Below are 13,538 nucleotides of genomic sequence, written 5' to 3'. Positions count from 1 at the left end.
GAAAAAACCCGCATGCGCGGGTTTTTTCATACAGACGATAGCGAGCGGCGGGCCTCAGAACGACTCGTCAGGGCCCAAATAGCGCCATTGTCCGGGCGGCAGTGCGCCGAGCATCACGTGGCCCATCCGCACACGCTTCAGGCCCACGACATGCAGGCCGACCAGTTCGCACATGCGGCGAATCTGGCGCTTCTTGCCTTCACGCAGCACGAAGCGCAATTGTTCGCCGTTCTGCCAGCTGACCATCGCAGGCTTGAGCGGCACGCCGTCGAGTTCGAGCCCGTGGCGCAGCTTCGCGAGGCTCTCCGCGGGGAAATGGTGCTCGACATCCGTTTCGACGTCGCCGTACGTGACGCGCACGAGATATTCCTTGTCGATCTGTGAATTCCCGCCGATCAGCTGTTTGGCGACGCGCCCGTCCTGGGTCAGCACCAGCAGCCCGGTCGAATCGATATCGAGGCGGCCTGCCGGCGCGAGCTGACGCAGATGCGCGGCCGAGAAGCGGATGTCGGTGCGATCGCCGTCCCAGCGGTTTTCGGGCTTGACGAGCGTCACAGCGGGTTCATAGCCTTCTTCCGCCTGGCCCGAGACGTAGCCCACCGGCTTGTGCACGAGGATCGTAACCTGCTTGAGCTGCGCGGCCTGGGCGGCGGGGTCGATCTGGATGTCGGCGTCGGGGCGGACCTTCGTGCCGAGCGTATCGACGACGACGCCGTCGACCGTCACCCAGCCTTTTTCGATCCACTCGTCGGCTTCGCGGCGCGAGCACAGGCCAAGCTCGGACATCAGCTTCGACAGGCGCAGATTGCCCGGTACGTCGTTGTACTCGCCCTCGTCGCGGCGGCGCGGCTCTACGACAGGGCGCGGTTTGCGCGCCGGTTTCGCGGCGGGGCGATCGAACATCGCGGGACGGTCGAAGCTGTCTTCGATCGAGCGGATGTCGCGCTTTGCCTTGTTGGTGCGTGGCGCGGGTGCCGGCTTGGGCGGCGCGACTTCGCCGCGGTCCGCATAGGCGCTCTTGACGGGTTTTGCGTAGGTGCGTTCGCTGCGGGCCGAGGTTTCGTCGCCGCTTGCACGGCGTGCGGGGCCTTCGCTCCGAGGGCGGCGATCTTGCGACGCGTCGCGACCTTCATAGACGGCTTTGATGGGCCGTGCATAGGTGCGTTCGCGCGGCGATTCGCTATCCGAAGCGCGGGCCGTACGCGGCGCGCTGCGGCGCTCGTCGTTGTCGCGTGGAGCGCGACGCGCGCGGGGTGCGTCATCGTCGCGCGAAAAGCGCGGCGCGCGTTCGCCCGCTGAGGCGCCGCGCGACGGGCGATCAGACGAAAAGCGTCGATCGGCGGGCGCCTCCGCATTACGGCGGAAACCACCGCTTGCGGACGCGCCTTGCTTGCGCGGCGGCCGGTCGTCCGCGGAACGGCGTTCAAATGAGCCGGATTCGCCTCGTGCGCGCGTCGCACGCGCCGGCCGGTCGCCCGTCGAGCGACGTTCAAATGAGCCGGATTCGCCTCGTGCGCGCGTCGGTGCGCCCGTCGGCCGCGCGGGCCAGTCGCCCGTCGAGCGACGTTCAAATGAGCCGGATTCGCTGCGTCCGCGTGCCGGTGCGTCCGTCGCACGCGCGGGACGGTCGCCGGAGCGCGCGCCGGCGCCGCTCCGCGTCGCCGTGGACGAGTTGCGGCGTTCACCCGCCGCGCCCGCTGTCTTGCCGAACGAGCGCTTCTCGGGCGTCGGCGAACCTGTCTCGCTGCGGCGCGCGGCCGCCGACGTCGAAGAACCGGAGCCGCCGCGCGGCCCCTTGGACGGAGCGGCCTTGGCCGCTGGCGCGGCCGGCCGTGCCGGCTTGCGCGCAGTTGTGCTGCCCGGACGGACGGGGGCGCGTTCGGACGAAGCCGGCCGCGGATGCTTGGCTGTCAGTTTGACTCGCATGAAATCTCACACTGCGATCGCGCGCAGCAGCTCGGTTTCGACCTGGATTTGTCGTCGGTTGTCCGAGAGGCCGTGTCCATCGAGTAGGAACACGTCCTCGACGCGTTCGCCGAGCGTATTGATCCGCGCCGCGTGGACGCCGACCCGGTGCTCGGCCAGCACGCGCGCGATCGAATAAAGAAGACCCGGCCGGTCGTTTGCCGACACGGACAGGATGTAGTATTGGCCGCGCTCGTCGGCCCGCAGGTCGACGCGCGGCGTGACGGGGAACGTACGTGACAGGCGCGACAGACGGCCCTTCGACGGCTCCGGCAGCAGCGTGCCTTCAGCCGCGAGGCGCTCCGCCAGTTCCTGCTCGACGAGGTTGGCGATATCGCGATAGTGGACATCTCGCTCGGTATGCGCGACGAGGAAGTTGTCGAGTGCGTAGCCGTGCTTCGTGGTGCTCACGCGCGCATCCAGCACGGACAGCGCGTTGCGGTCGAAGTACGCGCAGATGCCCGCGAACAGATCGGGGCGGTCCTTCACGTAGACCAGCACCTGCAGCGCCTCGCCGATGGGTGACGGACGCGCGCGCACGATCGGGGTCGCGGTCTCGACGTGCCGGTACAGCACGCGTGTCTGCCAGGCGATATCGGCGGCGTCGTGCCGCAGGAAGTAGCCGACGTCGAGCTTGTCCCACAGCGCGCAGTGTGCGTTCTCGGGCACGGTCTCGAGCCGCAGCAGCGCGAGCGCCTCCTCCTGACGCTGCTTCAGTTCAGAATGCGCGTCGGGACGGGCGCCGCCGAGCACGGCAAGCGTCGCACGGTACAGGTCTTCGAGCAGCTTGCCCTTCCACGTGTTCCAGACTTTCGGGCTGGTGCCGCGAATATCGGCGACCGTCAGCAGATACAGCGCCGTCAGGCGCCGCTCGGTGCCGACCAGATCGGCGAAACGCTTGATCACCTCCGGGTCGCTCGTGTCCTGCTTCTGCGCGACCTGGCTCATCGTCAGGTGATGCTGGACCAGCCATACGACGAGCGCCGCGTCGTCGGCAGAAATGCCGTGCTCGCGGCAGAAGCGTCGGGCGTCGGCCATGCCGAGCGTCGAGTGATCGCCGCCGCGGCCCTTGGCGATGTCGTGAAAGAGGGCGGCCACGTACAGCAGATACGGACGCTCGAAGTTCGCGATCAGCTGGCTGCAGAACGGGTATTCGTGCGCATGCTCGGCGACGGCGAAACGCCGCATGTTCCGCAGCACCATCAGGATGTGCTGATCGACGGTATAGACGTGATACAGATCGTGCTGCATCTGTCCGACGATACGGCGGAAGTTCAGCAGATAACGCCCCAGCACGCTCGTCTGGTTCATCAGACGCAGTGCATGCGTGATGCCTTGCGGCTGCTTCAGAATTTCCAGGAAAAGCCGGCGGTTTTCCGGATCGCGGCGCCAGCGGTGGTCCATCTTGTCGCGCGCGTTGTAGAGCGCGCGCAGCGTGCGCGCCGACAGCCCTTTGACGCCTGGCGTTTTTTCGTACAACAGGAACGCTTCGAGGATCGCATTCGGCTCGCGTTCGAACACGTCGTCGCTGGCGATTTCCAGCATGCCCTGTTTTTCGACGAAACGATCGGACAAAACGCGCGTGATGCCGCTCGTGTTCGGAAAGAGCTGGGCTTCGATGTTCTGGATCAGAATGGTCGAGAGCTGCGTGACGGCTTTGGCGGCCCAGTAGTAACGGCGCATCAGCTGCTCGCTGGCGCGGCGCGTGGCTGTGGCCTTGAAGCCGAAGCTCTCTGCGAGCGGAGTCTGCAGATCGAAGACAAGAATGTCCTGGCGGCGCCCCGCGAGCACGTGCAGGCGTGCGCGCAACGTCTTCAGAAAACCTTCGTTGCGGCGCAGTTCGCGCGCTTCGCGATCGGTGATGAGGCCGCGCGTGTCCAGTTCGCGCCAGCTACTGCCGAATCCGGCCGCCTGCGTGACCCACAGAATCAGCTGGAGATCGCGCAATCCGCCTGGGCTTTCCTTGATGTTGGGTTCGAGCGCGTAAGGCGTGTCCTGGAACTTCGCATGCCGCTGGCGCATTTCCAGCACTTTCGCCTGGAAGAACGCGCGCGGATCGAGCGCGTCGCGGTAGCGCAGCGAAAAGCTTTCGAACAGCGTCGTGCTGCCGACAATGCGCCGCGCTTCGAGCAGCGACGTCTGCACGGTTACGTCGTTCGCGGCTTCTTCGATGCACTGCGACACCGTGCGCACGCTGCTACCGAGTTCCAGCCCCAGATCCCACGCCAGTCCGATAAAGCGCTCGATGCTGGCTTCGAGGTGCGGGACAGGCTCGTCGGGCAGCAGAACGAGAATGTCGATGTCGGAATGCGGGGCCAGTTCTCCGCGCCCATAGCCGCCGACGGCGAGCAGCGCCAGCGACGCGGGCAGATCGCACGTGGCCCACGCGCCGCGCAGCGCATCGTCGGTGATGCGCGCGAGCGAGCGCATCAGCGTGTCGACATTGGATGCCGTCCGGAAGCGATCGATCAGCGGGGTCTTGGCCACCTTGTAGTCCGCCTTGAGCGACGTGGCATCGGAAAGGGCGACGGCGGAAACGCTGCTCATAGGCGAAGGAACGAGGAAATCAGGCAGTGGCGGCGGCCACGATTTGCGGGCGCGCGGGCGTGCCGGCCGAGACGGTCAGCACTTCGTAGCCCGTCGGCGTGACGAGAATCGTGTGCTCCCACTGCGCGGACAGGCTACGGTCCTTCGTCTTGACGGTCCACTGGTCGGGCATCGTGCGGATCTCGCGGCGGCCGGCATTGATCATCGGCTCGATCGTGAAGATCATGCCGGGCTGCAATTCGATGCCCGTGCCGGGACGGCCGTAGTGCAGGACTTGCGGCTCGTCGTGGAAAACCTGGCCGATGCCGTGGCCGCAATATTCGCGCACCACGCTGTAGCCCTGGCCTTCCGCGTGCTTCTGGATCGCGTAGCCGATGTCGCCGAGATGCGCGCCCGGGCGCACCTGCTCGATGCCGAGCCACATGCATTCGTAGGTCGTCTGGATGAGGCGCCTCGCCATGATCGAGCCCTCGCCGACGATGAACATGCGGCTCGTGTCGCCGTAGTAGCCGTTCTTGATCACGGTGACGTCGATATTGAGCACGTCGCCGTTTTTCAGCGTCTTGTCGCCGGGAATGCCGTGGCAGATCACGTCGTTCACGGACGTGCAGACGGCCTTCGGAAACGGCGGATAGCCGGGCGGCTGATAGTTCAGCGGCGCCGGAATCGTGCCTTGCACGTTCGTCATGTATTCGTGACAGAGGCGGTCGAGCTCGCCCGTCGTGACGCCGGGCTTCACGAACGGCGTGATGTAGTCGAGGACTTCGCTCCCGAGCCGTCCAGCGACGCGCATCTGGGCGATATCGTCTTCGTTTTTGAGCGTAATAGCCATGAGTCGGGCCTGAAAAGCGGTGTATCGCGTAATTATCGCACCTTATCTCCGTGATCGCTGGCTTTTGCTGGTCGGAATGGCCACGTGCGGCGCGCGCCGCAGCGCATGTCCGTGACGTGCTGCCCGGCGGCGGGTGCAACCCGCGGCAATCGCACGTGCTACCGCGTAGGTTGAGTCCTGCAATGCTCGCGTGCTATACTCTTCGGCTAAGTCAGTCGCCAGTTCGAATATTCAGAATATTCATATCGGCGGCGGACTTTCCTCGCGAGCTGGCCATAAGGTGCAAGACCCCTATGGCGCAATTCGCGAGATTCGCAAGCCGGCGCACCCAGGGTGTTCGCGGCGTCAGGTCTTCCCGAAGAGCGCGGAAGGCGGCGCGGCGGATACGGCAGCCGGCTTAAGACCCAACCCTAGCGGAGATATTCATGGCAGTTACCATGCGTCAAATGCTGGAAGCCGGTGTCCACTTCGGTCACCAGACGCGCTTCTGGAACCCGAAGATGGCCCCCTTCATTTTCGGCCATCGCAACAAGATTCACATCATCAACCTCGAAAAGACGCTGCCGATGTACAACGACGCGCTGAAGTACGTGCGTCAACTGGCAGCGAACCGCGGCACGATCCTGTTCGTCGGCACGAAGCGTCAGTCGCGTGACACGATCGCTGAAGCGGCTCAGCGCGCTGGCATGCCGTATGTCAACGCACGCTGGCTCGGCGGCATGCTGACCAACTTCAAGACGCTGAAGGTTTCGATCAAGCGCCTGAAGGACATGGAAGCGGCGGTCGAGGCAGGCGAGCTCGAGAAGATGAGCAAGAAGGAAGCGCTGCTGTTCGAACGCGAAATCGCCAAGCTGCAAAAGTCGATCGGCGGCGTGAAGGACATGGGCGGCATTCCGGATGCGATCTTCGTGGTCGACGTCGGCTACCACAAGATTGCCGTCACGGAAGCGAACAAGCTGGGCGTGCCCGTCATCGCCGTGGTCGATACGAACCACTCGCCGGAAGGTGTGGACTACGTGATCCCGGGCAACGACGACGCGAGCAAGGCCGTCACGCTGTACGCACAAGGCGTGGCTGACGCGATCCTCGAAGGTCGCGCGAACGCGGTCAACGAAGTCGTGCAGGCAGCTCGCGGCGGCGACGGCGACGAGTTCGTCGAGGTCAACGGGGAAGCGTAAAGCACCCTGTGTCCGGCAAAAAAGGGGGCTCTCGATAGGCCCCCTTTTTTTAAGCCGCGACGATCTGCAGTGAGCGTGCGGCAACTCGCACGCGGCAGCGCCGGAAATAAATGTGCGCTGCGCGGAAACGAAATTCTGCCGCCGGCATCGAATGCGGGCGGCGTGTGACAGACAGACTCAAGGAGCGAATGATGGCGGCAATTACCGCAAGCATGGTGGCAGAACTGCGCGCGAAGACCGACGCGCCGATGATGGAATGCAAGAAGGCGCTGACGGAAGCTGACGGCGATATGGCGCGCGCCGAAGAGCTGCTGCGCGTTAAGCTCGGCAACAAGGCGTCGAAGGCGGCGTCGCGCGTCACGGCTGAAGGCGTGATCGCATCGTTCATCGAAGGCGGCGTCGGCGCGATCGTCGAGCTGAACTGCGAAACCGACTTCGTTTCGAAGAACGACGATTTCATCGGCTTCTCGAAGAAGGTTGCCGAGCTCGTCGTCAAGCAGAACCCCGCTGACGTCGCTGCTCTGTCGGCGCTGCCGCTGGACGGCTCGACGGTCGACGCAGTGCGTTCGGCGCTGGTCGGCAAGATCGGCGAAAACCTGTCGATCCGCCGTTTCGCGCGCTTCGAAACGTCGAACAAGCTGGCTGCATACCTGCACGGCACCCGCATCGGCGTGCTGGTCGAGTACACGGGCGCGGACGAGCAGGTCGGCAAGGACGTCGCGATGCACATCGCGGCGATGAAGCCGGTCTCGCTGTCGTCGGACGACGTTCCCGCCGACCTGATCGCCAAGGAGCGCAGCATCGCCGAGCAGAAGGCGGCCGAATCGGGCAAGCCGGCTGAGATCGTCGCGAAGATGGTCGACGGCTCGGTGCAGAAGTACCTGAAGGAAGTGTCGCTGCTGAACCAGCCGTTCGTGAAGAACGACAAGCAGACGATCGAACAGATGCTGAAGGCTGCGAGCTCGAGCGTGCAGAAGTTTGCGCTGTTCGTCGTGGGCGAGGGCATCGAAAAGCGCCAGGACGACTTCGCGGCTGAAGTCGCGGCGCAAGTTGCTGCTGCGAAGCAGCAATAAGCTTCGTTTAAGTTTTACGCTGTACCGTTTGACCCGCGGCGGGGCTGGACCTCGCCGCGGCCGGCAGCGCCGCCGGGGTTGCGCGTGCGCAAGGCGCACGGTGGCCGGATGTCGACTCGCCTCGGTCGGTTGTTGAGGCGCATCAGCATCAATTTGGCGGCGCTTGCCCGAATTCGTATTTCACCCCTACAGTTAGTTCCGTGTTGTTTGGCGGCTTTTTGGCCCTGCTCAGCGCAATCTGGATATCTCTATGCCCTCTGCCTATAAACGCGTCCTCCTCAAACTCTCTGGCGAAGCCCTGATGGGCGATGATGCATTCGGCATCAATCGTGCAACGATCGAAAGAATGGTGGCGGATGTGGCCGAGGTGGTGCGGCTCGGTACGCAACTGGCGGTGGTGATCGGCGGCGGCAACATTTTTCGCGGTGTGGCGGGCGGCGCGGCGGGTATGGACCGTGCGACGGCCGACTACATGGGCATGCTGGCTACGATGATGAACGCACTGGCGTTGCAGGACGCGATGCGCCACGCCGGTATCGAAGCGCGCGTGCAGTCGGCGCTGCGCATGGATCAGGTCGTCGAGCCGTACATCCGTCCCCGCGCCATCCGTCAGCTGGAAGAGGGCAAGGTGGTGATCTTCGCGGCCGGCACGGGCAACCCGTTCTTCACGACCGACACGGCGGCTGCGCTGCGCGGCTCGGAGGTCGGCGCCGAAGTCGTGCTGAAGGCGACCAAGGTGGACGGCGTCTATTCGGCCGATCCGAAGAAGGACCCGTCTGCGACGCGCTATTCGACGATCAGTTTCGACGAGGCGATCGGCCGCAACCTGCAGGTGATGGACGCCACCGCGTTTGCGCTGTGCCGCGACCAGAAGCTGCCGATCCGCGTGTTTTCGATCGTGAAGCCGGGCGCGCTGAAGCGCATCGTGCAGGGCGAGGACGAAGGCACCCTCGTCCACGTGTAAACTCTCTTTCACGTCTGTGGGCTTGAACGCGGGCTTGGGCGCCGCCTCGCGCGCGCTGTCGGGCCCGCATCGTTTTGAAGGTTCGGAGGTTTAATCATGTCTGTGGCTGACATCAAGAAAGGCGCTGAGCAAAAAATGCAGCGCTCGCTCGACGCGTTCAAGAACGATCTGTCGAAAATCCGCACGGGCCGTGCGCACACGGGCCTGCTCGATCACATCCAGGTCGACTACTACGGCTCGCCCGTGCCGATCTCGCAGGTCGCAAACCTGACGCTCGTCGATGCCCGCACGATCGGCGTGCAGCCGTGGGAAAAGAAGATGGTCGCCGTGATCGAAAAGGCGATCCGCGAATCGGATCTGGGCCTGAACCCGGCCACGCACGGCGATCTGATCCGTGTGCCGATGCCCCCGCTGACGGAAGAGCGCCGCCGCGAGTTGACGAAGGTCGTCAAGAGCGAAGGCGAGACGGCGAAGGTGGCCGTGCGCAACCTGCGCCGCGACGCGAACGAGCAACTGAAGAAGCTCGTGAAGGACAAGGAAATCTCCGAAGACGACGAGCGCCGCGCCGGCGACGATGTTCAGAAGCTGACGGACAAGTTCGTCGCGGAAATCGACAAGCTCGTGCAAACCAAGGAAGGCGAGATCATGACGGTTTGATGGTCTGGCGCACACCAGACACGAGAACTTTCACTGATCATTCCTTCTTTATTTGCTGCTTTACCCGACGGCCATGACCTATACAAGCTCAACCGTTCGCGTCCCTGACGTCTCAGCCGTACCGCGTCACATCGCGATCATCATGGACGGCAATGGCCGTTGGGCGACTCAACGCCGCCTGCCGCGCGTGGCGGGCCATACGCGTGGCCTCGACGCCGTGCGCGCGGCCGTCGACGCCTGCGCTCGACGCGGCGTCCAGTATCTGACGCTGTTCGCATTCAGTTCCGAAAACTGGCGCCGCCCGATCGACGAGGTGTCGTTCCTGATGCGCCTGTTCGTCACCGCGCTCGAGCGCGAGATCGGCAAGCTGCACGCAAACGGCATCCGTTTGCGCGTGGTCGGCGACCTGTCGATGTTCGACAAGAAGATCCAGGATCTGATCACCCGTGCCGAAACCAAGACGGCGAAGAACACGCGTCTCACGCTGACCATCGCCGCGAACTACGGCGGACGCTGGGACATCATGCAGGCCACGCGCAAGCTGGTCGAGCAGTCGGCGGCGGCGGGCCATCCCGTCGAGGTCAACGAAGACTCGTTCGCCCAACACCTTGCCATGGCTTACGCGCCTGAGCCGGATCTTTTCATCCGCACAGGCGGCGAGCAGCGCATCAGCAACTTCCTGCTGTGGCAGCTCGCGTACACAGAGTTCTATTTCACCGACACCTACTGGCCGGATTTCGACGCCGACGCGCTCGGCCGCGCGATCGAGTCGTACACCGAGCGCGAGCGCCGCTTCGGCCGCACGAGCGCCCAGCTCGAGCCGCAATCGCAAAACGCCGATTCGCTTCCATGCTAAAAACCCGTGTCATCACGGCGATCGTCCTGCTGGCCATTCTTCTCCCCGTCACGCTGTGGGCGCCGATCGGCGGCTTCGGCGCGCTGATCGCGTTCGTCGTCGTGTTCGCCGCATGGGAATGGGCGCGGCTCCTGAAGCTTCCGGGCGCCGGTCCCGTGATCTACGCGATTATTGCCGCGCTGGCGCTGGTCGCCAGCACGAAGCTCGGCACGGGCTTCGCGGCGCCACGGCCGCTCTTCCAGGCTTCGTCGATCTTCTGGGTATTCGCGGGGCCGTTCGTGCTGTTGCGCAAGCCGGCGCTCGCGCAGGGCGCGTGGCGGCCGTTCCTGCTGCTGGCGGGCATCGTCATGTTCGCGGCCTGCTGGCATGCCCTCGTCGCGGCCCGCATCGAGGGCGTGCCGTTCGTGCTTTCCCTGCTCCTCGTGGTCTGGTTGGCCGATATCGGCGCATACTTTACGGGGAAGGCCTTCGGAAAACACAAACTCGCGCCGTCGATCAGCCCCGGCAAGACCTGGGAGGGGGCCGTCGGCGGCTGGCTCGCGGTGATGATCGTCGCGGCAGTCGCCGTCGTTACTCACGCGTTCGCGCCGACCCTGTTTTCCGCGCTGCTCGACCATCTCGGCGCCGCGCGCGCGTTTGCCACGCTGACGCTGCTGGTCGTGTTCAGCGTGGTGGGCGACCTGTTCGAGTCGATGCTCAAGCGCCAGGCCGGCGTGAAGGATTCGAGCAACCTGCTGCCCGGACATGGCGGCGTGCTCGACCGCATCGACGCCTTGTTGCCGGTGCTGCCGCTCGCGATGCTCGTATTGTCGTAGCCCATCGGCTAGAGAAAGAGATATGCAAAAACGACTCACTTTGCTCGGTTCCACGGGCTCGATCGGAGACAGCACGCTCGACGTCGTCGCGCGTCATCCCGAGCGTTTCTCGGTGTATGCGCTGACCGCGCATCGCAACGGCGACAAGCTCGTCGACCAATGCCTGCGCTTCAAACCCGAAGTGGCCGTCGTCGGCGATGCCGACACGGCCGCGAGCGTCGCCGCGAAACTGCGCGCCGCGGGTTGCAGGACGGAAGTCGCGTACGGTCCGCAGGCGCTCGTCGATGTATCGAAGAGCGACGGCTGCGACACTGTTGTCGCGGCGATCGTCGGCGCGGCGGGTCTCGAGCCGAGCCTTGCTGCGGCGCGCGCCGGCAAGCGCATTCTGCTCGCGAACAAGGAGGCGCTCGTGATGTCGGGCGCGATCTTCATGGACGCGGTGCGTGATAACGGCGCGATCCTGCTGCCCGTCGACAGCGAGCACAACGCGATCTTCCAGTGCCTGCCGCGCGAATCAGCGCTGCATGGCGGCGTGTCGAAGATCATTCTGACGGCGTCGGGCGGCCCGTTCCGCACGCGCGAGCCGTCGACGCTCGTCGACGTCACGCCGGAAGAAGCGTGCAAGCATCCGAACTGGGTGATGGGCCGCAAGATTTCCGTCGACTCCGCAACGATGATGAACAAGGGCCTCGAAGTCATCGAGGCCCATTGGCTGTTCGGCCTGCCCGGCGAGCGCATCGATGTGCTGATTCACCCGCAGAGCGTGATTCACTCGCTCGTGTCGTACGCGGACGGATCGGTGCTCGCGCAACTAGGCAACCCGGACATGCGCACGCCGATCGCGCACGCGCTGGCTTTCCCGGATCGTGTCGATTCAGGCGTCGCGCAGCTCGATCTCGCGCAGATCGCGTCGCTGTCGTTCGAGAAGCCCGATTACACGCGCTTCCCGTGCCTCGCGCTCGCGATGCAGGCGCTGGCCGAAGGCGGCGTCGCCAGCGCCGCGCTGAACGCGGCGAACGAGATCGCCGTCGAGGCGTTCCTGTCGCGCCGCATCGGCTTCATGGCGATTGCCCAGGTCGTCGAAGCCGTGCTGAACACATTGCCCAATCGCGAGGCGTCGAGCCTCGCGGACGTGGTCGACGCGGACGCCGCTGCGCGCCGCGCCGCCCACGCTTTGATCGACGGTCTGCCGGCGGGCGCTCGCCGCACGGAACGCGCCGTCCAGTGAGGCGTTTATGAACGTGCTGATCGAACTGGTCGCCTTCGCAGTCGCGATCGGCGTACTGGTGGTCGTCCATGAGTTTGGCCACTACAGCATCGCGCGCCTGTGCGGCGTCAAGGTACTGCGATTTTCGATCGGCTTCGGCAAGCCCCTTGCGCGCTGGGTCAGCGCGAAGACGGGCACCGAGTGGACCATCGCGTCGCTGCCGCTCGGTGGCTACGTGAAGATGCTCGACGAGCGCGAAGAGGGCGCGCCGATTCCTCCCGCCGATCTGCCGCGCGCGTTCAACCGCCAGTCGGTCGGCAAGCGCATCGCGATCGTCGCAGCGGGCCCCATCGCCAACTTCATTCTGGCCATCGTGCTGTTCGCGGCTGTGTTCGCGACGGGCGTCACCGAGCCGGCCGCAATCGTCGCAGCGCCCGTTGCCGATACCGTCGCGGCGCGCGCCGGCTTCGAGGGCGGCGAGACCGTGGTCGGCGTGCGTGACGCTGACGGCGGCGACTCCGAGCGCGTTCGCTCGTGGTCGGATTTGCGCTGGAAGCTCCTGGGCGCCGCGTTCGATCACAAGCGCGTCATATTGAGCGCGAAGGACGGCGGGCACGGCACCTTCGATTTCCCGCTCGATTTGCAAGGTCTCAGCGACAAGGAAGTCGACGACGACTTCATGTCGCGGCTCGGCTTCGAGCCCGGCGGCGGCACGTTGTCGGTGGCGGGCGTGCAGCCGGGCAGCGCGGCGTTGCGCGCGGGCCTGCTCGCGGGCGACCGGATCCGCGCCGTCGACGGACGTCCCGCCGATAACGCCACGACCTTCATCAACTACATCAAGTCGCACGCGGGCAAGCCTGTCGTGCTGCAAGTCGAGCGCGGCGCGAAGAACCCGCAGCCAGGGGCGTTGCAGAATCTGACCATCGTGCCGGGCGTGCAGCGCGACGAGATGACGGGCCAGCAGGTCGGCCGCATCGGCGCCGAGCTCGCGACGCAAGTGCCTTCGATCGATGTGCGCTACGGTCCCGTCGAGAGCGTGCGCCTGGGCGCGCGTCGCACATGGGACCTTGCTGTGTACTCGGTGCGGATGTTTGGCCGGATGATCGTCGGCGAGGCTTCGCTCAAAAATCTGTCCGGTCCCGTGACCATCGCGGACTACGCGGGCAAGAGCGCGCGACTCGGTCCATCAGCATTCCTGTCGTTCCTCGCGCTTGTCAGCATAAGCCTCGGCGTCCTCAACCTTTTACCAATACCGGTATTGGACGGGGGGCATCTGTTATATTATCTGGTTGAAGCTGTTACCGGCAAAGCCGTATCGGATCGCTGGCAGCTCGTTCTTCAAAGAGCGGGACTGGCTTGTATCGTCGCCTTGTCGGCGATTGCGCTGTTCAACGATCTTGCTCGTTTAATCCATTTTTAAAGTGTCTGGCGGCGTACGATGGCG

11 protein-coding genes are annotated in these 13,538 nt (G+C 64.9%); 8 read left to right on the top strand and 3 right to left on the bottom strand.

Annotation, left to right across the window (positions count from 1 at the left end):
- Positions 1–54: 54 nt before the first annotated feature.
- The 3 genes from BN2476_RS47225 to map are packed head-to-tail and all read right to left on the bottom strand — an operon-like array spanning position 55 to position 5,344.
- Positions 55–1,926, bottom strand: a complete 1,872-nt coding sequence (locus tag BN2476_RS47225; RefSeq protein ID WP_162849256.1) for a pseudouridine synthase — start codon at positions 1,924–1,926, stop codon at positions 55–57.
- 6 nt (positions 1,927–1,932) lie between these two features.
- Positions 1,933–4,512, bottom strand: coding sequence for a [protein-PII] uridylyltransferase (locus BN2476_RS17200; protein WP_087735375.1), 2,580 nt, complete (start codon positions 4,510–4,512; stop codon positions 1,933–1,935).
- Positions 4,513–4,531: 19 nt separating this feature from the next.
- Positions 4,532–5,344: a type I methionyl aminopeptidase gene (gene map / locus BN2476_RS17195; RefSeq protein WP_087735374.1), complete on the bottom strand. Its 813-nt coding sequence runs from the start codon at positions 5,342–5,344 to the stop codon at positions 4,532–4,534.
- Between the two features lie 425 nt (positions 5,345–5,769).
- Between map and rpsB the strand changes: the two genes are divergently transcribed.
- The 8 genes from rpsB (at position 5,770) to rseP (ending at position 13,514) form a co-directional block, all read left to right on the top strand.
- Positions 5,770–6,522 carry a 30S ribosomal protein S2 gene (rpsB, locus tag BN2476_RS17190; RefSeq protein WP_087735373.1) on the top strand — a complete coding sequence of 251 codons (753 nt, stop codon included), beginning with the start codon at positions 5,770–5,772 and terminating at the stop codon, positions 6,520–6,522.
- A gap of 191 nt (positions 6,523–6,713) precedes the next feature.
- Entirely contained in the window at positions 6,714–7,595 is an 882-nt protein-coding gene (gene tsf, locus BN2476_RS17185) for a translation elongation factor Ts (RefSeq protein WP_087735372.1), read from the top strand.
- Between the two features lie 250 nt (positions 7,596–7,845).
- On the top strand, positions 7,846–8,559 hold the full coding sequence (gene pyrH / locus BN2476_RS17180) for a UMP kinase (RefSeq protein ID WP_087735371.1): 714 nt from the start codon (positions 7,846–7,848) through the stop codon (positions 8,557–8,559).
- A 96-nt stretch (positions 8,560–8,655) separates the two neighbouring features.
- On the top strand, positions 8,656–9,216 hold the full coding sequence (frr, locus tag BN2476_RS17175) for a ribosome recycling factor (RefSeq protein ID WP_087735370.1): 561 nt from the start codon (positions 8,656–8,658) through the stop codon (positions 9,214–9,216).
- Positions 9,217–9,289: 73 nt separating this feature from the next.
- A complete protein-coding gene (gene uppS, locus BN2476_RS17170) occupies positions 9,290–10,072 on the top strand; it encodes a polyprenyl diphosphate synthase (protein ID WP_087735369.1) in 783 nt (260 codons plus the stop codon).
- Positions 10,066–10,887: a phosphatidate cytidylyltransferase gene (locus tag BN2476_RS17165; RefSeq protein ID WP_087735368.1), complete on the top strand. Its 822-nt coding sequence runs from the start codon at positions 10,066–10,068 to the stop codon at positions 10,885–10,887. Before uppS ends, BN2476_RS17165 begins: the two co-directional genes overlap by 7 nt.
- A 22-nt stretch (positions 10,888–10,909) precedes the next feature.
- Positions 10,910–12,115 carry a 1-deoxy-D-xylulose-5-phosphate reductoisomerase gene (locus BN2476_RS17160; protein WP_087735367.1) on the top strand — a complete coding sequence of 402 codons (1,206 nt, stop codon included), beginning with the start codon at positions 10,910–10,912 and terminating at the stop codon, positions 12,113–12,115.
- A gap of 7 nt (positions 12,116–12,122) precedes the next feature.
- Positions 12,123–13,514 carry an RIP metalloprotease RseP gene (rseP, locus tag BN2476_RS17155; protein WP_087735366.1) on the top strand — a complete coding sequence of 464 codons (1,392 nt, stop codon included), beginning with the start codon at positions 12,123–12,125 and terminating at the stop codon, positions 13,512–13,514.
- The last annotated feature ends 24 nt before the right edge of the window (positions 13,515–13,538 follow it).

It is taken from the genome of Paraburkholderia piptadeniae (assembly GCF_900007165.1).
GTDB lineage: Bacteria > Pseudomonadota > Gammaproteobacteria > Burkholderiales > Burkholderiaceae > Paraburkholderia > Paraburkholderia piptadeniae.
Note: the sequence above shows the minus strand (reverse complement) of the source record. Positions and strands in the feature narration are given on the sequence as shown.